The following is a 22,733-nucleotide window of genomic DNA, read 5'->3' on the forward strand; positions in this document are numbered from 1 at the left end:
CAGGCCGTGCTCGCCCTGGCCCGCCGACGCGTCAACGTCATCTGGGCACTGATCCGTGACCGACGGTGTTACGTGGTGACACCACCGGTCACTAATGCCGCTTGACAACAGCATTAGGAAGCCGTCACCCCGCTCACGCCGGCTTCAGCTGCCACTGCTGGCAGTTGTTGCTCAGCCACGACCACTGCCGTACGTCGGCTCCGTCCGCCGTCGAGCAGTTCGCGACGTCGGCGACCTTGCCGGTGGACTGGTTGACGATGCGCACCCAGCCGCCCGATGCGGTGGTGACGAACCGGAACCGCTGGCAGGTGTTGTTCAGCCAGGACCACTGGCGCAGGTCCGCGCCGTCGGCGGTCGAGCAGTCGGCAGTGTCGAGGACCTTGCCGGAGGCGACGTTGACGAGCCGGCTGGTGTCGTCGTCCTGGCCACGACTCTCCGCTGCTCGCCCCAACCCTGGACCTGCTGGACGGCCTCGGTCCACTGCCCGACGACATCACCGTGCACCTGGATGCCGGCTACGACTCGGCCAGGACCCGCACCACCCTCAACGAACGCGGGCTACGCGGTCAGATCGCACACAGAGGCGAGAGGGCCCCGTCCAGGCCACCCAGCGCTGGCACGTCGAGCGCACGCACGCCTGGCAGAACGCCTTCCACCGCCTTGCACGCTGCTATGAACGCCGCACCAGCGTCATCAACGCCTTCTTCGACTTCGCCGATGCCGTCATCACCCTACGCAGCCTCATCCGCCGCGCCTGGACCACCCACCGCTGGGACGACCGGCCCACCAGACCCACGCCCGTCCGCGCGAGTTCCTAGCCCGGTTGCTTGATGCTCTCGATGATTCGGGCGAAGCCTTCCTCTCCATGGCCTGCATCAATCTGGCGTTGGATGAGCCGCTGGACCATGGCGACTACCTCGGTGCTGATGCCCTGGTCGGAACTGGCGGCCAGGAGGTCACTGAGGTTGGAGAACTGGAGGCTCTGCTGCCCTTCGACGGTGTAGTCCCCGCCGTCGATGACTGCGGCGAACCCTTGGAAGGCGCCAGTCATGGCGGTCAGCCAAGGTGTGGCCTTGGCAGCGAACTCGCCCGCCGTCACACCGGCCGGCGCGACCATGGCGGCGCCGTGCATGAATCCGGCGAACATGACGTACATGCCCGCGAGTAGGGCGAGGTCGTACAGGGACGCCAGCCCGGCATCCTCACCGAAGTAGGTACTGGTTCCCCACAGGTCGAGCAGCGGCCTGTACTGATTGAAGACATCGGCCGATCCGCTGTAGAGGATCGATGACCCAGGCTGGCCGATCATGTGCGGTACGCCCATGATGCCGCCGTCCAGATACGCGACCCCGGCTTGGGCGGCCCAGTCGGCCAACTCCCGTGACTGAGCCGGTGACGTCGTGGTCACGTTAACCAGGGTTCGTCCGGCCAGCTCATCGGAGAGCGGATCGAGCACCTCATGGACCGACGCGTGGTCCAGCAGGCATGCGATCACCAATCGGCTGGCCCGGACCGCGTCGCCGGCCGTGTCGGCGGCCTTGGCGCCCTGCGCAACGAGGTCGTCCGCCTTCCCCGGTGAGCGGTTCCAGCATGTGGTCGCGTATCCGGCCTTCACCAGGGCGCCCGCGAGAGCGCTGCCCATCGCCCCCAACCCGAGAACACTCACCTGGACGCTGTTGTCAGTTGTCATTTTTGGCGCTTCCCCTCGTGTTTGTCCTTCGGCTCGATCCTCTCCGCAGCCAGTAGAGTTGACCAGTACGGACAAATTAGTCGGGTACTCACCCGTGAGTAAGTACCTCTTGGGGGGCGGATGGCAACTTCAGCGCGACGTGGTCCCTATTTCTGTGGCATCGACGCGGCGATGGACGTAGTCGCCGGCAAGTGGAAGTCCCTCATCCTCTGGGAGCTGCACCACCACGGGACCCGCCGGTTCGCCGAGCTCCGACGCGGTCTGCCTGGTGTCAGCGAGAAGATGCTGATTCAACATCTGCGGGAGATGGAAGAAGACGGGCTCGTGCATCGTGAGGTGTACCGCGAGGTGCCGCCGAAGGTCGAGTACTCCTTGACGGAGCACGGCGTCTCGCTCAACGCGGCCCTGGACTCCTTGGGAAAATGGGGCACCGAACGCATGCGGCGGATCGGGGCCGAAAAGGTCTCCGGCGACGTTGCCGCGACAGCTCGGCGATAGAAGCGGATGGGCCGGATCGTAGACACAGGTCTCCCGGTGATCACAGAGCGTCGCAACTCCGTGATCGCTAAGCCTTGAGCCTGTCCTACTCCTGGGGTGCTCCATCACACCTATCCGCGCGAGCTCTAAGAGTGAGCGCCGGGCAGGACGGGCTGGGGCTGGTCCTCTGGCCATGCGGTGGAGGCTCGCTTCCGCGGTGTGTGTCCTGGGGTCCCCTGGAGGCGAACAGAGTTGGGTGTAGCTCGTCTTGAGTGAGGGCTCTCCCCTGAAGCGGACGGGCTGTGCGTGGGTCTCTGTTCAGCCGTGGGGTGTCGGTGCCGACCCCTAAGATCCGCATCATGCGTGAGTTCTTCATGGTGGGTGGACGGAAGCTGTCGTATCTGGACTTCGGTGGTCCGGGGAGGCCGCTTGTGGCCCTGCACGGGCACTACAACGAAGCGTCGGCGTTCGCGTCGCTCGCAGAGGCGTTGGCGCCGCGGTGGCGGGTGATCGCGCTCGATCAGCGCGGTCATGGAGAATCCGAACAGGCCACCACTTACGAGCGCGACGACTACATAGCCGATGTTGTCGCCTTCTACGGGCATCTGGGAGTTGGCCCGGTGCCGGTGCTGGGTCACTCACTGGGCGGGGTGAACGCCTACCAGTTCGCTGCCCGGCACCCGGACAAGGTCAGCAAGCTGATCGTGGAGGACATCGGCGCGGTCGTCGACTGCGACTGGTCGTTCACCACGCGCCTTCCCACTCACGCGCCGTCTCGAGAGGCGCTGGTCGCGGCCCTGGGCGCGACGGCGCCCTATCTGGAATGCTCGTTCCGGCGGAGGGGTCAGGGCTGGGGTTTCTCGTTCGGCATCGATGACACCGTGACGTCTCAGAAGGCGCTCAGCGGCGATCACTGGGACGACTGGACAGCGGTGTCCTGCTCCACCCTGCTGGTCCATGGAACACGGAGCGACGAGTTGGCGGCCGATCACGCCCGGAACATGGTCGCCCGCCGCAGTGGCCTGGTCCGCCTGGTCGAGCTGGCTACCGGTCACGTGGTGCATCACGATGCTCTGGAGCAGTTCGCCGCCGCGGTCACCACTTTTCTGTCGGAGCCCTGCTGAGCTGTGGAGTTCAGGCTGCCAGGCGGTGGCTGTCCTGGTCAGGGTCCGGATAGGTGCGGTGATGCTCGCGGGTGAGATGGTAGCGCCAGTACTCGCGCTATCCCCTGGCCCGCGAGCACCACCGCGTCCACCCGAGCTCTAAGGAGGACGGATACATCCTCGCTGCCTAAATCACCTCAGTCCCTCAGGAAGAGCTACACCCAACAGAGTTTCTTTGGTCGAATAGGTGACCTTTACTGGTGGTGGTCGTTGAGCGTCGTGACGGGATCTTCGGGCCGGAGGGTGACGGGCGGGGTGCGGGAGCTGGCGGCGGCCTTCGTGGTGCCGGGGCCTTTGGGGGTGGCCGTCCGGGACCGGCTGCGCGTGACGGACAGGGACGCGGCGGTGCTGCGTGAGGTCGGCGCGTTCCTCGGCTCGCTGGCCGCCGGTGATCTCGCTGACCGCTGTCGGCAGGGTCTGGCGCATGATGCCGCGGCCTGGGCGGTGCGTAAGAGGGAGGTGACTGGTCGGTCGTCATCGCGGTGGGCGGGCAGTATCACCTAAGCCACCCATGACCAGTGGGCGCTGGCCCGGCGCGCACAGGCCGCGCATATGGCGTGGCTGCGCGGGCAGATCACACAGATCGAGGCCCGGCTGGCCCGGCCGCTGGGTGCCAAAGCCAACAAGCGCGAGTCACTGCCGAAGGGCTATGCCTCGCGGCGCGAGTGGCACGCCAAGTCCCGCCGCCTGCATACCCTCCAAGACCGGCTGGCAGGGGTGGCGGCGGACTGGAACGCGGGCCGGGTGCGCGTGGTGCGAGGCGGCCACCGTCTAGCCACCACCCGTCACCACCTGGACGACGCCGGGCTGAGCAATGAGGAGTGGCGGGCCCGGTGGGAGGCCGCCCGAATGTTCCTGGCCGCAGACGGCGAATCTGGCAAGCGCTTCGGCAACGAGACGATCCGCATCACCGACACCGGGCAGATCTCCGTCAAACTCCCCGTTGGGCTGGCCCATTTGGCCAACGCGCCGCACGGTCGGTATGTGCTGGAGGCCGTTGTGGCGTTCAGGCATCGGGGCGAGGAGTGGCTCGACCGGATCTCGGCCAACCGTGCGGTGGCGTACCGCATCCACCACGACGTGCTGCGCGGCCGCTGGTACGTGACGGCGTCCTGGCAGCGCGCCGCCGTCCTCGTGCTGCCGCTTAAGGCGGCGCTGGCCCGGGGCACGGTCGGGGTGGACATGAACGACGACCACCTGGCGGCCTGGCGCCTGGACATTCACGGCAACCCGATGGGCGAGCCACAGCGTTTCTTCTATGACTTGTCGGGCAATGCCGCCCACCGGGACGCGCAGATCCGGCATGCGCTGACCCGGCTGCTGCACTACACGCGCGCCTGCGGCGCGGATGCGATCGTCGTGGAGGACCTCGACTTCACGGCGGACAAGGGCCGGGAGAAGCACGGCCGCAACAAGCGGTTCCGCCGGTTGATCTCCCGATTCCCGACCGCGAAACTCAAGGCCCGGCTGGTGTCGATGGCCGCCGAGCAGGACATGGCGCTCGTCGCGGTCGACCCGGCCTACACCAGCCGGTGGGGTGCCCAGCACTGGCAGAAACCACTGGCCACCCCACGACGACAGACGACCCGGCACGATGCCGCGAGCATCGCGATCGGGCGACGCGCCCTCGGGCATCCGATCAGGCGACGGACGGCACCGCCCCCACCGCACCAGAGCGATGCGGTGGGGCATCGGACCATCCAGGCCCGACCGGGCACCCCAGGACGTGAGGAACCCTGCCCGCCTGCCACGGACCGCGCACCCAGAGTGCCGTCGCCGAGCAGGACGCGAAAGCAGGGAACCAGACGGACATCCAACACCGTTCGGGATGTCCGCAGTGACCAGGCATGAGTCCAAGACTCACTCCTGCTCACTTAATTGGAACGGTCAGTAGGCGACGGGCCATCCGCTGCTCCAGTTCAGAAGGTTGATCCCGAGTTTCGGGGTGCCGTTGTCGTTGCCGTCGTAGTAGTGGTAGACGATCAGGTCGCCGTCCACGTCGTTCATGATCGACTGGCCGCCGGGGCCGATGATGCTGCCGTGCGACTCGAGGACGGGCGTGCCGCCGTTGTTCATCATGGCGACGCCGTTCTTGTCGTAGTACGGCCCGGTGACGCTGGTGGCGCGGCCCACCTTGACCTTGTAGGTGGAGCTGGTGCCCGAGCAGCACACGTCGTACGACGCGAAGAGGTAGTAGTAGCCGTTCCGCTTGACGATGTACGGCGCCTCGACGGCCTTGGTGCCGGTCGGGCGGGACGCCAGCGAGTACCGGGTGGTGTTCGTGGAGAGCTGCTTCCCGGTCGACGGGTTGATCTGGATCATCTTGATCCCGGTCCACCAGGAGCCGAAGGACAGCCACCACTTTCCGTCGTCGTCGACGAAGAGGTTCGGGTCGATGGCGTTGTAGTCGCTGGAGGAGCTCGACGTGTAGACGATGCCGTAGTCCGTCCAGCTGCCGGGCTGACCGGTCGTCGAGCCGGCGAGCCCGATGGCGGAGGTGTTCGAGCCGAACGACGAGACGGAGTAGTACATCAGGTACTTGCCGCCGTGGTACGAGATGTCGGGCGCCCAGGCCTCCGGGACGGAGGAGTAGGTCGACCACCAGCTCGGCCGCGAGGCGAAGGCGTCAGCTCCCGCACTGAAGGCGATCCGGTTGGTGGAGCTCTTGAAGGCGAGCCCGCCGCCGGTGGCGTACAGCAGGTACTGGCCGGACGAGGAGCGGATCATCGTCGGGTCGTGGACGACGGTCGAGCCCGTAACGGTGCCCGGGTTCGGATACGCGGACGCGGTGGTCGGCACGAGGGCGAGCAGGATCGCCGCCGGGACGGCGAGCAGGGCGGTTCTACGGGATGTGCGGCTCACACTGACCCTCCTTGGTGGGGGCAGAAGGAATCACAGGAAGTGAGCGACCCCATAAATGTTCGATGGTTCGATATTCCGAACATTGGTCCTCACTTCGAACGGGACCGTAGAGTCGAACCCCGTTCGCGTCAACGGTTTGCGCAGCCCCACCAGTCACCCGAGCCATCGAACGCGATTCGACAACTCTCCTGTCTCACAAATGACTTGACGGTTCGTCACTTTGCCGAACCCACAGCACACGCACAGTCGCCGCTTCTACGGTGCCGTGCCCATGACAGACACTTCTGCCCCGATCGGGCGCCGCACCGTACTGATCGCCGGAAGCGCCGCAGCCGCCACGCTGGCCGTGAGCGCCGCGGGAACCGCCGCAGCGGGACCCGGTACAGAAGCCCCCACAGCCGCCGCTGCCGACGCCGCACCAGTCGCCGCCGCGGCCGTCTGCACCCTTACCAAGGAGATGACCGAAGGCCCCTACTACCTGGACGGACAGCTCGTCCGCGCCGACATCACCGAGGACAAGGCGGGCATCCCCCTCGAACTCACGCTCACCGTCGTCGACGACGACACCTGCGCCGCGGTCGGCAACGCGCTGGTCGAGATCTGGCACGCCGACGCGCTCGGGGAGTACTCAGGGTTCGTCGGCTCCAACGGCCACCAGGAGCCCGACAACGGCACCTTCCTTCGCGGCGGGGTCCTCACCGGCTCCGACGGCGTCGCGAAGATCACCACGATCTACCCGGGCTGGTACCGCGGCCGGTGCATCCACATCCACCTCAAGGTGCACACCGGCGTCACGCTGACCGAGGACGGCTCGTTCACGGGCGGCCAGGAGCTCCACACCGGTCAGCTCTTCTTCGACGAGGCGGTGACCACCCAGGTCGCCAGGATCTCGCCGTACTCGACCAACACCGTCGCCCGCACCACCCTCGCGCAGGACTCCATCTACGACGAAGGCGGCGCTGCCTCCGGCCTGCTCACGCTGACGCCGCTGGGTAGTTCGGCGTCCGCGGGCTACGCCGGCACCCTCACGGTAGGTGTGGAGAGGAGCTGACGCACCAGCCTTCTCCCCCAGCCACAGGCATGGCCCACGCCAGGCGACCGATGAATTTCGAGGTCGCCTGGCGTGGGCCTGTTCCGATGAGTGACGTGAATGCGTCAGCCGCGCACCGGAGCCACCTGTATCCGATCGATGTTCGGCGCCCACGCGGACGCGTTGCCGAACGTGACGGTGTTCGAGCCCTCCTTCAGCTCGACCGGGACGCCCAGGGTCCAGTAGTCGTCCCAGCTCCAGGTGTTCTTGAAGGTCACCGTCTGCGTCCTGCCGCCGACCGTGATGTCCGCGGTGCGGGACATGATGTCGGTGTTGTAGGCATGGCCGTTGTCGCGCCGGTCGTTGTGGCCGTACTGGACGACCAGGACGTACTTGCCCGTGCGCGGCGCGTCGACGGTGAAGGTGGCGGTGCTGGAGGCGCTGTTGCCGAGCCAGCCGATGTATGTCCCCGACGAGGCGTAGGCGCTGTCCACAAGCCGTGCCCCACCGGCCAGCGTCGCCTGCGCACCCTCGTGGGTGAGCGTGCCGGACGTCGAGCCCGAGCCCGTCACGTCGAGGGAGCGCAGTGCCGCGTGCCCGGTGGCGGTGATGCGGTTGTTGCCCGCGACGAGGTACAGCCTCAGGGCCTTGTTCGGTGCCGCGGCCACCGCGTCGCCGCTCAGTGACAGCTGCACGGCCGCCGAGGCGCGCGAGGTCACGGTGAAGTAGCCGTCGCGTGGTGCGTAGACGTCGAAGACCGCCTTGCCGCCGGAGCCCAGGACCAGCGCACCCGTGCCGGTCCCGGACGAGTCGCCGTAGTCGTACGACACATTGCCGGAGACGTCCGCGAGCGTGGCCTCGTACGAGGTGGACGGTGCCATGTGGGCGGTGAGATCGATGCGGTCGAGGGTGACCTCGTTGCTGTCATGGGCCAGGGTGAGCGTGTGCGTCCCGGCGGTGAGGTCGACGGTCAGGTCCTTCTTCGCGCGGTAGGTCCAGTTCTCGGTAGACGGATAGGTGACCGTGCTCGCCGTACCGCCGTCGACGGACAGCTTCTGGGTGGACGGGGCGCCGGACTGGTTGCCGTACAGGACCGCCAGGTCGTACGTGCCGGTGCTCGGCACGGAGACGGTGAAGTCGACCTTGCTGTCAGCGGTGTTCAGCGAGCCGACGTCCTTGGTGCCGGAGGTGGCGTAGCCGTTGGCGTTGGACACCGTGCCCTGGGTGTAGACCTGGCCGCCCGTGATCTTCGCGTCCTCCGCCTCGTACGAGGACGACCAGGGGACGGTGGCCGCGGCCGGGGTGCCGGAACCGGCAGGGGTGAGCACGATCCTGTACGCGGACATCTGCTTCATGCCCTTGAGGGGGATGGTCACGCTGCCGTCCGCCCCTACGCCGACCTTGGTGCGCGACAGAACGCGTGGCGCCGCGTGCTGACCCTCGTAACCGGACCAGTCAGCCTCGGCGACGGTCGCCGTGACCGAGGTGCCGAAGACCTTCGGGTCGACGTGCTGCACGGCGACGTCCGCGTCACCCGAGGCCCCGCCGACCAGCACCTGCGCCTGCCGACGCGACGTGTCGAGCGAGGCCAGGCCCTGGAGCGTGTCGATCGTGTTCGGCGACGGCGGGGTGACCTTCACCGTCTGGCCTGTCATCCCCGCGTACCAGCGGAAGAGCCACCAGCCGCCGTTGGGGATGTTGGTGCGTACGACGTTGCCGCTGAGGTTGCCCGCGGCGTCCCAGTACGCCTGGTTGGCGAAGACTTTGTTCCGCTCGAACATCGAGACCCACTGCACCAGCTGGCCCGGCACGGACAGGTCGCGGCGGTTGGCGTACTCGTCGATGCTGACGGGGCGCGGGGAGATGCCGAGGGACTTCTCCAGGGCGCGGTAGTGGTCGTAGTTGGACTGGAAGTACTTGAGCGAGTCCGGGGACAGCTCGTGCCAGGTCATCACGTCGGGCAGGACGTCGTTGGCCTTGGCGTAGGTGAGGAAGTCGGGCAGCAGCCGCTTGTCGTAGTAGGCCTCGTTGGGGCCGGCGATCCGGGCGTCCGGGTCCTGGGAGCGGATGCGCTGGTAGACGGTCTTCCAGTCGGCGAGGAAGCGGTCGCGGTTCTTCTCGTACGCGGCCGGGTCCTTCGTGTTGAGGCCGTACCAGATCCAGTCGGGCTCGTTGAACGGGATGTAGACGAAGCGGTCGCTGTGGTCGGCTGCGTTGACCTTCTGGACGATCGAGTCGACCTTGGTGAGGTAGTCGTCGATCCCCAGGTCCTCGTAGGGCCAGTGCTGGTAGATGTCCTGCATCATCACGTTGACGTCGCCGCCGCCGTTGCGGAAGAAGGACTTGGAGACGGCGATCGCGTCGCCGTTCGGGTGCTGGAGTCCGCCGTCCGGCTTCTGCGAGATCGACGTGATCTTCAGCGGGGCGAGGGCGGCGTCGCTCGGGACTCCGTCGTCGCCCAGTCCGTACAGGGCGCCGTTGGCTCCGTGCATGACCTTGCCCTCGGCGGCGCCCAGATCGACGGTGATGCTCTGCGCTGCTGCCGCCCGGGCCGGCTGGGCGGCGGGCAGGGTGCCGGCCATCGCTGCCGCTCCGATCATCGTGGTCAGTAAGGCGGTTGATGTCCGTCTTCTTCTCTTGCCAGGTATGTGTGGTGTGCGGCTCGTGCTGCTCACGGGGACCTCCTGGTTACTTGACGGCTCCACTGGTGATTCCGGAAACGATCTTTCGCTGGGCCACCAGGAACACGGCGACCATCGGCAGGCTCATCACCACCACGTACGCGAAGATGAGGTGCCAGTTGTTGAGGTAGAGCTGGGCGCTGGCGACCTGGTAGAGGTTGATCGGCAGGGTCGCCGCGTCTCCGCCGCCGAGGACGAAGAAGGCGTAGAAGATGTCGCTCCAGGCGTAGAGCATCACCATGATCGTCGCGGTGGCGATGACCGGGCGCAGCAGCGGCAGGATGATCCGCAGGAAGATCCGCAGCGGCCTGGCCCCGTCCATCCGGGCGGCCTCCTCCAGCTCGGCGGGGATGGAGCGGATGAATCCCGTCATGAAGAAGATGGACGTGGACAGGTACATCCCTGTGTAGACGGCGATCATGCCCGGCCTGGTGTTGGCCAGGCCGAACTGGCGCAGCTCCATGACGATGGTGATCACGGCGGGTGGCAGCAGCAGTCCGCTGATGGTGAGGGCGTACGCCGCGGAGACCAGCTTCGACTTGCGGCGGGCGAAGACCCAGGCGGCGCCGGCGCCGAGGACCAGCACGAGTACCACCGAAGGCACTACGACCGCGAGGGAGTTGAGCAGGCCGCGCAGCATCTCGCCCTGGCTCACGGCGTCGGCGTAGTTGTCGGCGGGCTGCCAGTGGTGCGGCAGGTCGAGGTTGGGTTTGACCGCCTCGCCCTGTGGCTTGGCCGAGGTGACCAGGACCAGCCACAGCGGCACACCGACGGCGAGGCCGGCGAGCAGCAGGACGAGAGCGGGGCGCCCGAAGCGCCAGGCGCGGGCTCCTGAGAGCCCGGTTCCAGACCGCACTGAGAGCGCGCTCACAGCATCTGCTCCCTTCGGCGCAACCCGATGACGAGGGGGATCGCGATCGCGACCACGATCAGGAAGAGGACGAGGCTCATCGTGGACGCCTGGGCGTACAGGCCCTGTCCGAAGACCCGGAACATGTAGATGTTGAAGACCTCGGTGGATGCGGCCGGGCCGCCGCCCGTGGTGGCCTGCACGATGTCGAAGGTGTTCATCGAACCGATCAGCGCGGTGGTCACGTTGAAGGTGACGGCCGGTGCGAGCATCGGCCAGCGCACGGACCGGAAGGTCCGCCACGGCCCGGCACCGTCCATCCTCGCCGCCTCGAGCATGTCGCCCGGGATGCCCTTGAGCCCGGCGAGATAGATCAGCATCGACAGGCCCATCCACTTCCAGCCGTGGATGACGGAGACCAGGACGAGTGTCCAGGTGGTCGAGCCCAGCCAGGGCACGTCCGTGCCCAGCACCGAGTTGACCGCACCGTCCTGGTCGAGGAGCGCCTGGAACACGTAGCCGACGGCGAGCGCCGAGATCAGGACGGGCAGGAAGAAGACGGCGCGGAAGAAGCGGTTGAAGCGGGTGTCCTCCTCCAGGAGCAGCGCCAGGCCGAGCCCGAAGCCGTTCTGGAAGAGGGCGGCCAGCGCCGCGTACACCAGCGTCGTCCTGATGGCCCTGAGCAGCGAGCCGTCGTCCACGACGGTCTTGAAGTTGTCGAGGCCGGTGAAGGCCACGTCCGCGTGGTACGACGACCAGTTGGTGAACGGGTAGTAGAAGTTGAGCAGGTTGGGCACCAGGAAGAAGGCCACGAAGACCACGACCGCCGGGAGCGCGAACCACCAGGGGTGGTGGACGGCCGCGCGCGGCAGCCGTCCCACGTTCTTCTGCTGCTTCCTGCTCCTGCGGACGGACGGTGCCGCCTTGTCCATGCGTATGGCTGTGTCCGCCACGACGGGAACTCCTCGTTCCGAAGCGTTTCGGAGATCAGAAACCGGGCGCGCCCTGCGCCTTGGCCACCTGCGCGAACTGGTCCTGGATCGCCTGGGCCACCTGCTTCGGGGTCTTCTTGCCGTAGAGCATGTCGGCGAGATAGAGGTGGGTGTCCGGGGCGACGATGGCCTTGGCCTGGAAGACACCGTTCGCCGTGGGCAGCGCCTTCATCTGGGCCTGCGAGGTGTCCGGGAGCCCGTCGGGGCTGGGCACTCCGGGCTGCACCGAGGGGATCTTCATCGCCTTGATGTACGAGGCGTAGTCCGTGTCGAGCCAGAAGGCCAGGAACTGGCGGGCGGCGTTCTGCCGCTTCTCGTCGCCGGTCTTGAAGGCGACGACGCCGTTCGTCTGGTCCGGCGAGTACATGCCGGTGTCGTCGGAGTTGGAGATCGGGAACCAGCCCAGCTTCTTGTCGATCTCCTCGGTGCTGTGCTTGGCCTGGATCTGTGACTGGAAGGAGGTGACGTTGAGGACCATGCCGGCGTCGCCGTTCCACAGCGCGTCGGCGGAGCCGGTGAAGGTGCCGGTCTTGTAGTTCTTCTGCGCGAGCCCGGCGTCGAGCAGCTTCTCCTTGTACTTGGTGATGGCCTTGACGACGACCGGGTCGGTCCACTTCTCCTTGTTCTTGTTGAGGTCCGCCCACCACTGCTTGTCGAGGTCGGTGAGCTGGACCTGCATCTGCCACTGCAGGGGCCACTTGTCGGCGCCGGACTCGTAGAAGGCGGCGGCCCCCGTCTTGTCCTTGATCTTGTGGCCGAGGGCGAGCAGCTCGTCGTAGCTCTTGGGGAACTGGTCCTCGGTGATGCCCGCCTTCTTGAAGACGTCCTTGTTGTAGTAGATGCCGAGCATGGCGGGGGTGGTGACGATGGCGGCGTAGCGCTTGCCGTCGATGACGCCGAGGGACTTCTCGGTGTCGCCGAGCTTGTTCACCCAGGGCTCGTTGTCGAGGGTGAGCAGGTTCTGCTTCGGCTGGATGAACGGCAGGGTCGAGATGGACGGCTGCCAGAACATCAGGTCCGGCTTGTCGCCCGAAGCGAGCTTCGTCGGCACGTTCTGCTCGTACAGGTCGGGGATCGCCTGGGTGTCGACCTCGGCGCCGGTGGCCTTCTCGAAGGCGTCGATGACCTGCTTGGGGGCGTTGACGGTGTTCTGCGCCGTCCACATGGTCAGCTTCACGCCGTCGAGCTTCGCCGTGGGGTCGACCTTCGTCTGGGGCGTGGAGTCGGCGTCACCGTTGCCCGCGGTCGGATCGCTGCAGGCGGTGGCGGTCAGAGCGGTGGCACATATCAGCACGAGGGCTGGGAGAACTCGCTTCATCGGGGGCTCTGCCTTTGCTGCGTGGACGGGCATGAAGTGGGTTGAAACGGTCTTGAGGTGGGCTGAGAGCGGTTCTGGCTTGTGATCAGGCGTTGGGCCGCGGAGGCCCCGAGCTCTCCCTGACCAGCAGTTCCGGTACGGAGACGGGGTGCGGGGCCACGGGAGCGGACTGTTCGACGACCCCGTGGAGCAGCCCGAAGGCCGCCCGCCCGAGACCGGTGAAGTCCTGTCGTACGGAGGTGAGTGACGGGGTGAGGTACGCGGCGTGCGGAGCGTCGTCGAAACCGACCACGCTCACCTCGCCGGGGATGGCGCGGCCTGCCTCGTGCAGCGCCCGGATCACCCCCAGCGCGAGGTCGTCGTTGCCGCACAGGATCGCGGTGACGGACGGGTCGGCGGCCAGCTTGCGGCCCGCGGCATGACCACCTGCCGGGCCCCAAGTGCCCTGCACGGGCCGGGGTTCGGTGGCCCCCGCCTCGCGCAGCGCGGCGCGCCAGCCCGCCGTACGCGCCGCGGTACGCCGTGTGCTCGAGGGGATGGCGACGTAGTGCACGGTCTCGTGGCCGAGCGACAGCAGATGGCGGGTGGCCTCGTAGGCCGCCACGCGGTCGTCGGTCCACACCCAGGGGCGGTCGCCGTCGGGTGTCCGTGCGGGGGTCTCGACGACGCCCACGACGGGGATTCCTGCGGGCACTTCCTGCAGGGCCCGCACGCCGGCCGGATCGTATGCGATGACGATCAGGCCGCCGCCGGCGTCGGCAGCGCGCTGCACCTCGGCGCGTACCGCGGTCTCGTCGGCCGACTCCAGAACACCGATGCCCATGGTGTACGAGGCCGAGCGGGCCGCCTCCTCGATGCCCTGCAGGATGCTGGCGTAGCCGTGGTGGGTGATGTTCGCGGTGAGGACGGTGACCGACCGGGAACGGCCGCTGGCCAGCGCGTGCGCGGTGGCGCTGCGCCGGAACCCCAGCTCGTCGATGGCGGCGAGGACCCGCTCCCGGGTCGACTGCTTCACGCTGGGGTGGCCGTTGATCACGCGGGAGACGGTCTGGTACGAGACGTCCGCCGCGGCGGCGACGTCCCTGATGCTCGCCGTCCTGCTTGTGTGACCGGTCACATTCATGCCAGGATTGTGACCGGTCACAATGACCCCGTCAAGAGACCGTAACGACGGATTCACACGTAGGACGACGCAGCATGACGCAAGCCGTCGGCAGCGGCGGACACAGGAATTCAGGAGGGTCCACGTTGACCGGTGAGGCACCCACCAGCCCGGCCACCAGCACCCAGGAGAAGTTCACTTGGGGTCACGCGGGACTCGAGGCCGAGTTCGCCACCGGCACCGACGGGGCGCTGAGGATCACCCGCCTCTCGACGCCGGACGCGGCCGCCCTGTCGCCCGTCGACTCCGAGTCCGCACTGCCCCTGGTGGAGATCACCGCGCTGGGACACGGCAACGGCTGGTCGGGCCCGCGATTCATCGACTCGGCGCTCGGCGGGCGACTGCGGCACCGCGCCCACCGCTCCGAGCGGGACGGCGACTGGCACCGGCTCCACGTCGAACTCCTCGACGAGACGACCGGATTGGCGGCCGAGGTGGTGTTCTCCTCGCCGGACGGCATCCCGGTCGTACGGTCCGAGGTCCGGCTACGCAACGACGGACCCGAGCCGCTCGTACTCCGGTCCGTCTCCAGCCTGCTACTCGGCGGGCTGCCCTCGCCCGACGTCCTGGACGTGCACCGCGCGCGCAACGACTGGCTGGCCGAATGCCGCTGGTTCACCGAGCCGCTGCGCGCCCATGTGGCCGACATCGGCCGGGAGTTTCACGAGCACGACAGCCGCGCCTGCCTTGCGGTGAGCAGCCGGGGCAGCTGGCCCACCGACGGCCACCTGGCGATGGGAGCGCTCTCCGACCGCACGGACGGCAGGACCTGGCTGTGGCAGATCGAGTCGGCGGTGGCCTGGCGCTGGGACACGGGCGAGTACGGGGGTGGTACGTATCTGGCGCTCGGCGGGCCCACGGACGCGGAGCACCAGTGGCGCGAACACCTCGCACCCGGAGCCGAGTTCACGACCGAACCAGCGGCACTCGCCCTCGGCTCCGGCTTCGAGGACGCGCTGGCCGCGCTCACCGCGTACCGCCGTGCCGTGCGCCGGCCGCACCCCGACCACACCACCCTGCCCGTCGTCTTCAACGACTACATGAACACGCTGATGGGCGACCCGACGACGGAGAAGCTGCTACCGCTGATCGACGCGGCGGCCTCGGTCGGCGCCGAGTACTTCTGCATCGACTCGGGCTGGTACGACGACGCCCAGGGCTGGTGGGACAGCGTCGGCGAGTGGCTGCCCTCCGAGCGCCGCTTCCCTGACGGCGGTATCCGGACCGTGCTCGACCGCATCCGGGACCGCGGCATGGTGCCCGGCCTGTGGCTGGAGCCCGAAGTCGTGGGCGTACGCAGTCCGGTCGCCCGGTCCCTGCCCGACGAGGCCTTCGTACGCCAGGACGGCATCCGCGTCACCGAGCACGGCCGCCACCAGCTGGACCTGTGCCACCCGGCCGCCCGCGCCCACCTCGACGCGGCGGTCGACCGGATCGTCGGCGAGTGGGGCGTGGGATACCTCAAACTCGACTACAACATCACGGTCTCCCCCGGCGGCCCGCTGCTCGGCCACTCCCGCGCCTGGCTGGACTGGCTGTCGTCCCTCCTCGACCGCCACCCCGGCCTGGTGATAGAGAACTGCGCCTCCGGCGGCATGCGCATGGACGGCGCCTCGCTCTCCGTCACCCAGCTCCAGTCCACCAGCGACCAGCAGGACCCCCTCCGCTACCCACCGATCGCGGCCGCCGCACCCACCGCGGTGCCGCCCGAGCAGGGCGCGGTGTGGGCATATCCGCAGCCGGAGTTCACGGACGAAGAGATCGCTTTCACGCTCGGGGGTGCGCTGCTGGGCCGGATCCATCTGTCCGGCTATCTGAACCGTATGTCGCCGGACCAACTCGCCCTGGTGAAGGGGGCATTGGACACATACAAGTCGCTGCGCCACGATCTGCCGCATGCCGTTCCGTTCTGGCCGCTCGGGCTGCCGGGCTGGGACGACGAGTGGGTGGCGCTGGGGCTGCGTACCGAGGACGTGACGTATGTGTCGGTGTGGCGCAGGGGTGGTGCAACGGACCGGACGCTGCCCGTGCCGCACCTGGCGGACCGCACGGTGCGCGCCGAGATCCTGCACACGTCATCGCCCATGACGACCGCGACGTGGCATGCCGAGCGATCCGAGCTGGCAGTTGACCTGGGATCGGATCGGGCTAGCCTGCTCGTCCGGCTGACGCAGAAGGCCCCCGGAAGCGGGGCATGAGCGGACCGGCTGCATCCCTGGGCCCTGTCGTCAAACTCCCGCTTGCCATGCGACGGGGGTCTGACGGCGGGGGTTGGCGGCCAGGGCAAACACGGAAATTCCCACTGGTGTAGTTGGCTCGCCCTCTGGATGGCGTCAATCGACCGCCGGACCTCGGCAGTTAAATCCGTGTACCAAACGTCCGTCGGGGGCTGTTGCATCTCCGTTGCGGCCGCATACGGTCTGCGAGTCGTGTCGATCTTCAGGAGGTGCGGGACAGTTGGGCATCACACGCCGGACGTTCGTCAAGCGAAGTGGGCACGCCGCGGCCGGAGCCGGGGCCGTATGGCTGGCCGGTGGTGCGGCAGGCTCGGCACGAGCGCTGGCCGCCCAGCCAAGCAGCGTCGCGGCGGAGCAGGTCGCCATCACGGAAGCGACCAACGCGTCGGCCGCTCTGTCCCCGGACGGGAAGACCATCGCATTCGACCTGGTCAACCTCCTGTGGACCGTGCCCGCGTCCGGCGGCGAAGCCACCCGTCTCACCGGAATCGAACAGGAGGCGACCGAGCCGGACTTCTCGCCCGACGGCAGCCGGATCGTCTTCGTCTCCTACACCGACGGCAACTTCCATCTGTGGCTCATGAACACGGATGGGACCGGGCTCCGCCAGCTCACGACCGGTTCGTCCGACCACCGCGAACCGAGGTTCTCCCCCGACGGAACCCGGATCGCCTGCGCCGTCGAGACCGGCAGCCGCTACGCCATCCACGTGGTGTCCCTGGACAGCGGCAAGAGTGAGGCCTGGACTCAGGGAACGGCCCAGGAGGGCCAGCCTGTCTGGACGCCGGACGGCTCGGCGATCGCCTTCACCACGGGTACGGGCAGCGCCCCCAGGGCCATCGACCTGGTCAGCGCCTCCGGCGAGCGAAGCACCCTCGCCACCGTCTCGGACGGCTTCGTCGCCGGCCCGTCCTTCTCGCCCGACGGCAGCCGGCTCGCCTACGTCCACCTCAACAAGGAGGGCACCTCGCTCGTCGTGGACGGAAAGGTCGTCAGCGACGACGGGGAGGACGTCTTCCCCTTCCCGGCCCGCTGGATCTCCGAGGACGAGCTGCTTCACACGGCCGACGGAAAACTGCGCCGCCGGGTGATCGGCGCCAAGGCGGACGACATCGAGTTCACCGCCCGCGTGACCGTGCCCCGCGTCGAAGAGCGGCCCAGCGCACGGGACTTCGACAGCACCGCAGCCCGGCAGGTCAAGGGCATCGTCAGCCCGGCGCTCTCGCCGGACGGCAGCCGGGTCGCCTTCGCGGCAGTCGGTGACATCTGGGTCATGCGCCGAGGTGCGGCGCCCAAGGCCGTGGTCTCGGACGGCAACTACAACACGTCCCCCGCCTGGTCGCCGGACGGCCGCACTCTCGTCTACGTCAGCGACCGCGCAGGCGCCGTCGAGCTGTGGCTGCACGACCTCGCCAATGGCGAGCAGCGGCAGCTGACCGCCCTCGGCGGCAGTGTGGACGGACCGGCCTACAGCCCCGACGGCTCGACGATCGCGTTCGTCGCCGACCAGTCCACCCTGTACACCGTCGATGTGGCCACCGGAGGCGTACGCAAGGTCGCCGGTCCGCTCAACTCCCCGGGCCGGCCGAGTTTCTCCGCCGACGGCAAGCGGGTCTCCAGCGCAGTGCTGGTGCCGGTCACGCCGCGCTTCCGCGAGGGCCTCAACCAGATCCTCACGATCGAGCTGGACACCGGTGCGACCGACTACAGCGAGCCGGTCTCCGGAGCGTCGCTCGGCAACCGGGTGGACAGCGGGCCGGTTTATTCTCCCGACGGTAAGCAGATCGCCTACGTCGTCGGCGGCACCCTGCGGATCAGTGCGGTGGACTCGGCCGGTCTGCCGACCGGTCCCGCCCGCAAGCTCAACGACGAGACCGCCGACGCCCCCAGCTGGAGCGGCGACGCGCGCTCGCTGCTCTACCTGTCCGACGGCCGGCTGCGGATCGCGGACGCCGCGAGCGGCCGGTCCCGCTCCGTACCCGTCAAGCTGACGTGGCGCCAGGCCAAGCCGGACGGCCGGACGGTGATCCAGGCCGGTGCCCTGTGGGACGGTACGGCCTCCCGGCTGCGCCACGACGTCGACATACTCGTCGAGGGCAACCGGATCGTCGACGTATCCCCGCGCGGCACCGGCCCCTCCCGCAGCGGCGACCGGATCGTCGACGCCCGCCATCTGACCGCCATGCCCGGCCTGATCGCCGTGCACGAGCACGGCCCCTGGGAGCGCAACGACACCGGGCGGCTGTGGCTGTCCTTCGGCGTCACCGCCGTACGCTCCCCGGGCACCGCGCACTACCACGCGGTCGAGGCCAAGGAGGCCGTCGACTCCGGACGCCGGACCGGCCCTCGGGTGTTCGCGGCCGGCGACCTGATCGACGGATCGCGGGTCTACTACTCCTCCGGCCGCCCGGTGACCAGCGACGACGAACTGCAGCGCGAACTCGACAAGACGCAGGCGCTCGGCCACGACCTGGTCAAGACGTACGTCCGGCTGCCCTACGCCCTGCAGCGCAAGGCCATCCAGGCCGCCCACCGGCTCGGTCTGCGCGCCACTTCGCACTACCTGTTCGGTCCGCTCGGCTTCGGCGGGGACGGTGCGGAGCACATCGGCGGAACCAGCCGCTACGGGCGCCGCCAGAAGGAGACCCACCTCGGCCACACCTACCAGGACGTGACCGGGCCGCTCGCCCGCTCCGGCATGTCCTTCACCCCGACGCTCGGGCTGTCCGGTCTCGGCCTGTCCGCCGTGCGGGCCGGGCTGTACCGGTACGCGGAATGGGCGGTGGGTGATCCCCGGCTGACGGAGCTGATGTCCACGGCCGAGTACGAGGAGTTCCGGGACGGTGTCGAAGCCGCACAGGCCGAGGAGCCCGTCGCGGAGATCGCCTTCGTGAAACGCCACGCCGAAACGGTCCGCCGCCTGATCGACGACGGGGCGCATGTGGCCGTCGGCACGGACAGCCCGCTGGTCCCCCCGGCCGTCTACTACCACCTCAACCTGCAGGCCATGGTGCGGTACGGCGTGAGCCCGCACGACGCGCTGCGCTCCGCGACCGCCGAAGGCGCACGCACCCTGGGGCTGAGCGGCGACCTCGGCACGGTGGAGCCGGGCAAGCTCGCCGACCTGGTACTGGTGGAGGGCAATCCGCTGGAGGACGTCGCTGCTGCGGCGGCGGTACGGAAGGTCGTCGTTGGCGGCGCCGTACACAGCGTGGACGACCTCGTCGCCGGGACGGACGCGACCGCCGGCACCCCGGCCGCCACCAGAGCCCGTACGGCCTCCGCCGTCCACAACACGGCGCTCCCCGATGTCCCGCAGGCCCCAGCCACCGAGCACTACTGGTGGCATCGAGAGGAGCATGCGAACCACTCCTGCTGCTGAGCCGGACGCCTGCGCGGCCTACGGCCGAGTCAGCGGCGGGACCACGACTTGTGGCCCGCCGCGGAGCTCGAACACGGTCGCATAGGCTCGGCTTCACGATGAACAACCACCTCACTCCCCTGGAGCCCAAGGCCGACAAGGCCACGGTGCGGCGGCACAATCTGAGTCTCGTGCTGCGGGCCGTCCGCGACGCGGGCGAGACGACACGGGCCGGGGTCGCCGCGCATGTGGGGCTGACCAGGGCGGCCGTCTCCTCGCTGGTGGAACAGCTGCTGGAGTCCGGGTTTCTCACGGAGTCGGGCAAGACGTTCAGCGGACAGGCGGGGCGGCCCGGGACCGCGTTGAAGGTGGCGCGCACCGGGCCCGCCGGGCTGGGCGTGGAGATCAACATCGACTATGTCGCGGTGTGCGTCGTGGACCTCGCCGGAACCGACCGCGTGCGGCTCGTCGAGCGGCTCGACAACCGGGGCGTACCGGCCGCCGAAGTACTCGCCCACGCGGCCCGGATCGCGTCCCGTGCGCTGGAGTCGGCCGCCGAGCAGGACCTGCATCCGGTGGGCGTGGAGCTCGCGCTGCCGGGGCTGATCTCCGGTGGCACGGTCCGTCAGGCACCCAACCTGGGCTGGAAGCGCGTCGCCGTCGAGGGACTGTTCGCGCAGGCGTTGTCCACGCTGCGGCCCACCCGGCGCGCCCTGCCCGTCAGCGCCGACAACGAGGCGAACGTCGCCGCCCTGGCCGAACTGTGGTTCGGCGGCGCGCCGAAGGGCTCCCGCACCTTCGTCTACGTGAGCGGTGAGATCGGTATCGGCGGCGCACTGGTGCTGGGCGGTGAACTGCTGCGCGGCGCCCATGGCTTCGCCGGTGAGATCGGGCACGTGGCGGTGGACCAGATCGGTCCCCTGTGCCGCTGCGGTGCGCACGGCTGCCTGGAGCAGTACGCGGGACAGGCTGCGCTGCTGAAGGCGGCGGGTCTGGACGACGTGGCCGGAGGGCCGGGGGTTGCCGAGCTGGAGCGCCGGGCGCGAAGCGGCGAGGAGCGGGCCGTGTCGGCGCTCGACCAGGCCGGGCAGAAACTGGGGCTCGTTCTGTCCGGCGCGGTGAATCTGTTCGACCCGGATGCGGTCGTCCTCGGCGGCATCTACCGCGAACTGTTGCCGTGGCTGGCGCCTTCCATCGACCGCGAGCTGACCGCACGCGTCATCTCGGGCCTGTGGGAACCGGGCAGCGGACGGCTGCGGGCGTCCTCCTCGTCCGGGGACGCCTCACGGGGCGCGGCCGCTCTCGTGGTACGCGAGGTGCTGGCCGATCCGGCGGCTTATGCGAAGCAAGGGAAGGGTACGGCGTGACAGCGCCGGGGTGCACGCACGGCGTGACGGCGCCGGGGTGCGCGAGGCGGACGTGACGGTGCCGGGTGCGCGGGGCGGACATGACCTGCCGCCCCGCGCACCGCGGCGACGACGTGGTCAGCCCCGATGGGCGGCGATCAGCTGCTGGTACCAGCGGTAGCTGTCCTTCGGGGTGCGCTCGAGGGTGTCGTAGTCGACCCGGATGATGCCGAACCGCTTGGCGTAGCCGAGGGCCCACTCGAAGTTGTCGAGCAGCGACCAGACGTAGTAGCCGCGCACGTCGACCCCGGCGTCCATGGCCGCCTTGAGCGCGGTGAGATGAGTCCTGAGGTACTCGACCCGGTCCGTGTCGCGCACCGCGCCGTCCGCGTCGACCGCGTCGTGTTCGGCGGAGCCGTTCTCGGTGATGTGGATGGGCGGCAGGGCGTCGCCGTAGCGCTGCTTCATCGCGACGAGCAGGTCGGTGAAGGTCTCAGGGACGACCGGCCAGTTCATCGCGGTGTGCCGGACGCCGGGATAGCCGGCCTCCGTGTACCGGTTGTCGGTGGCGACGCGCTTCGCTGGGTCGGCCTCCCGGTGCGGGGCCGCCGCGACCACGATGGGCCGGTAGTAGTTGACGCCCAGGAAGTCCAGCGGCTGCCCGATCAGCTCCAGGTCGCCCTCGCGGCGGAAGTCCTGGCCGGTGATCAGCTCGCCCCAGGTCTCCTCCTCGGTGGCCGGGTAGCGGCCGCCGAAGAGCGGCTCGGTCCACACCAGGTTGTGCTGGGTGTCCGCGCGGACGACCGCTGCGAGGTCGGCGTCCGAGTCGCTGGCGGGAACGTTCCAGTCCGGGTTGAGGGTGATCCCCACCTCGCGTACGCCCGCGGCGCGCAGCTCCTTGACCGCCAGGCCGTGGCCGACCAGCAGGTGGTGCGCTGCGGCCAGCGCGCCGGTGCCTTCCTGGGCACCGGGTGCGTGCCGCCCGACCGAGTAGCCGAGGAAGGCGCTGCACCAGGGCTCGTTGAGGGTGATCCAGCGGGGTACGCGGTCGCCGAGGTGCTCGGCGACGATCGCGGTGTACTCGGCGAACCGCTCGGCGGTCTCGCGCACCCGCCAGCCGCCACGGTCCTCCAGGGCCTGGGGCAGGTCCCAGTGGTAGAGGGTGGCGGCCGGTTCGATGCCCGCCTCGAGGAGCTCGTCCACGAGCCGGGAGTAGAAGTCCAGGCCCTTGGGGTTGGCCGGTCCCGAGCCGTCCGGCTGGATGCGCGGCCAGGCGATGGAGAACCGGTAGGAGTCCACGCCCAGATCCCGCAGCAGCGCAACGTCCTCGCGGTAGCGGTGGTAGTGGTCGCAGGCCACGTCTCCGGTGTCGCCCCCGTCGGTCCGGCCGGGGGTGTGGCTGTAGGTGTCCCAGATGGAGGGCCCGCGGCCGTCTTCGTTCGCAGCGCCCTCGATCTGGTACGAGGCGGTGGCGGCGCCGAACACGAAACCGGGCGGGAAGCTCGGAAAGGCGGAGGTGGCGGGGGCCTCGAGGACATCGGGGGCGTCGGTGAATTCGCTCATG

At 68.8% G+C, this 22,733-nt stretch carries 14 protein-coding genes and 3 pseudogenes; 8 read left to right on the top strand and 9 right to left on the bottom strand.

Translation table 11 applies throughout. The features are described from left to right. Nucleotides 1-133: 133 nt before the first annotated feature. A pseudogene (locus ABT009_RS44880) lies at nt 134-424 on the bottom strand (RICIN domain-containing protein); the annotation flags it as partial. A 2-nt stretch (nt 425-426) separates the two neighbouring features. Here ABT009_RS44880 and ABT009_RS44885 point away from each other — a divergent pair. Further along, nucleotides 427-818 (top strand): annotated as a pseudogene (locus ABT009_RS44885) (transposase); the annotation flags it as partial. Here ABT009_RS44885 and ABT009_RS44890 read toward each other — a convergent pair. Beyond that, complete coding sequence (locus tag ABT009_RS44890; RefSeq protein WP_351308381.1) at nt 815-1,690, bottom strand: NAD(P)-dependent oxidoreductase; 876 nt, start codon at nt 1,688-1,690, stop codon at nt 815-817. The pseudogene ABT009_RS44885 and the gene ABT009_RS44890 sit on opposite strands and share 4 nt — an antisense overlap. Before the next feature lie 120 nt (nt 1,691-1,810). On the opposite strand from ABT009_RS44890, the gene ABT009_RS44895 reads away from it, so the two are divergent. From ABT009_RS44895 to ABT009_RS44905, 3 genes and pseudogenes are all read left to right on the top strand, one after another. Beyond that, entirely contained in the window at nt 1,811-2,188 is a 378-nt protein-coding gene (locus ABT009_RS44895; RefSeq protein ID WP_351308384.1) for a winged helix-turn-helix transcriptional regulator, read from the top strand. A gap of 338 nt (nt 2,189-2,526) precedes the next feature. Continuing rightward, the gene (locus ABT009_RS44900) at nt 2,527-3,291 is read left to right on the top strand and encodes an alpha/beta fold hydrolase (RefSeq protein WP_351308387.1); all 765 of its coding nucleotides are present in this window, start codon (nt 2,527-2,529) and stop codon (nt 3,289-3,291) included. Nucleotides 3,292-3,573: 282 nt separating this feature from the next. After that, a pseudogene (locus ABT009_RS44905) lies at nt 3,574-5,181 on the top strand (IS200/IS605 family accessory protein TnpB-related protein). 36 nt (nt 5,182-5,217) lie between these two features. Here the strand turns inward: ABT009_RS44905 and ABT009_RS44910 are convergent. Continuing rightward, complete coding sequence (locus ABT009_RS44910; protein ID WP_351308390.1) at nt 5,218-6,192, bottom strand: arabinan endo-1,5-alpha-L-arabinosidase; 975 nt, start codon at nt 6,190-6,192, stop codon at nt 5,218-5,220. Between the two features lie 271 nt (nt 6,193-6,463). Here ABT009_RS44910 and ABT009_RS44915 point away from each other — a divergent pair, with 271 nt between their 5' ends. Then, a complete protein-coding gene (locus ABT009_RS44915) occupies nt 6,464-7,243 on the top strand; it encodes an intradiol ring-cleavage dioxygenase (protein WP_351308393.1) in 780 nt (259 codons plus the stop codon). 104 nt (nt 7,244-7,347) lie between these two features. Here ABT009_RS44915 and ABT009_RS44920 read toward each other — a convergent pair whose 3' ends face one another. The 5 genes from ABT009_RS44920 to ABT009_RS44940 all read right to left on the bottom strand — a co-directional run bounded on the left by ABT009_RS44920 (nt 7,348) and on the right by ABT009_RS44940 (nt 14,186). After that, a complete protein-coding gene (locus ABT009_RS44920; RefSeq protein ID WP_351308428.1) occupies nt 7,348-9,804 on the bottom strand; it encodes a CBM35 domain-containing protein in 2,457 nt (818 codons plus the stop codon). Between the two features lie 106 nt (nt 9,805-9,910). Further along, nucleotides 9,911-10,759: a carbohydrate ABC transporter permease gene (locus ABT009_RS44925; RefSeq protein WP_502990087.1), complete on the bottom strand. Its 849-nt coding sequence runs from the start codon at nt 10,757-10,759 to the stop codon at nt 9,911-9,913. An 11-nt stretch (nt 10,760-10,770) separates the two neighbouring features. Continuing rightward, a complete protein-coding gene (locus ABT009_RS44930) occupies nt 10,771-11,706 on the bottom strand; it encodes a carbohydrate ABC transporter permease (RefSeq protein ID WP_351308398.1) in 936 nt (311 codons plus the stop codon). A 34-nt stretch (nt 11,707-11,740) separates the two neighbouring features. Next, entirely contained in the window at nt 11,741-13,063 is a 1,323-nt protein-coding gene (locus tag ABT009_RS44935) for an ABC transporter substrate-binding protein (protein ID WP_351308401.1), read from the bottom strand. 85 nt (nt 13,064-13,148) lie between these two features. Then, entirely contained in the window at nt 13,149-14,186 is a 1,038-nt protein-coding gene (locus ABT009_RS44940) for a LacI family DNA-binding transcriptional regulator (RefSeq protein ID WP_351308404.1), read from the bottom strand. A gap of 74 nt (nt 14,187-14,260) precedes the next feature. Between ABT009_RS44940 and ABT009_RS44945 the strand changes: the two genes are divergently transcribed. From ABT009_RS44945 to ABT009_RS44955, 3 genes are all read left to right on the top strand, one after another. Continuing rightward, nucleotides 14,261-16,423 (top strand): glycoside hydrolase family 36 protein, encoded by a 2,163-nt coding sequence (locus ABT009_RS44945; RefSeq protein ID WP_502990086.1) that lies wholly within the window; start codon nt 14,261-14,263, stop codon nt 16,421-16,423. A gap of 259 nt (nt 16,424-16,682) precedes the next feature. Then, complete coding sequence (locus tag ABT009_RS44950) at nt 16,683-19,844, top strand: amidohydrolase family protein (RefSeq protein WP_351308409.1); 3,162 nt, start codon at nt 16,683-16,685, stop codon at nt 19,842-19,844. A gap of 98 nt (nt 19,845-19,942) precedes the next feature. Continuing rightward, nucleotides 19,943-21,190: an ROK family transcriptional regulator gene (locus tag ABT009_RS44955; RefSeq protein ID WP_351308412.1), complete on the top strand. Its 1,248-nt coding sequence runs from the start codon at nt 19,943-19,945 to the stop codon at nt 21,188-21,190. 117 nt (nt 21,191-21,307) lie between these two features. Here the strand turns inward: ABT009_RS44955 and ABT009_RS44960 are convergent, their stop codons facing one another. Beyond that, nucleotides 21,308-22,732 carry a GH1 family beta-glucosidase gene (locus ABT009_RS44960; protein WP_351308415.1) on the bottom strand — a complete coding sequence of 475 codons (1,425 nt, stop codon included), beginning with the start codon at nt 22,730-22,732 and terminating at the stop codon, nt 21,308-21,310. Nucleotide 22,733 lies beyond the last annotated feature (1 nt).

The sequence above is a fragment of the Streptomyces sp. NPDC002896 genome (assembly GCF_040295225.1).
Classification (GTDB): Bacteria; Actinomycetota; Actinomycetes; order Streptomycetales; family Streptomycetaceae; genus Streptomyces.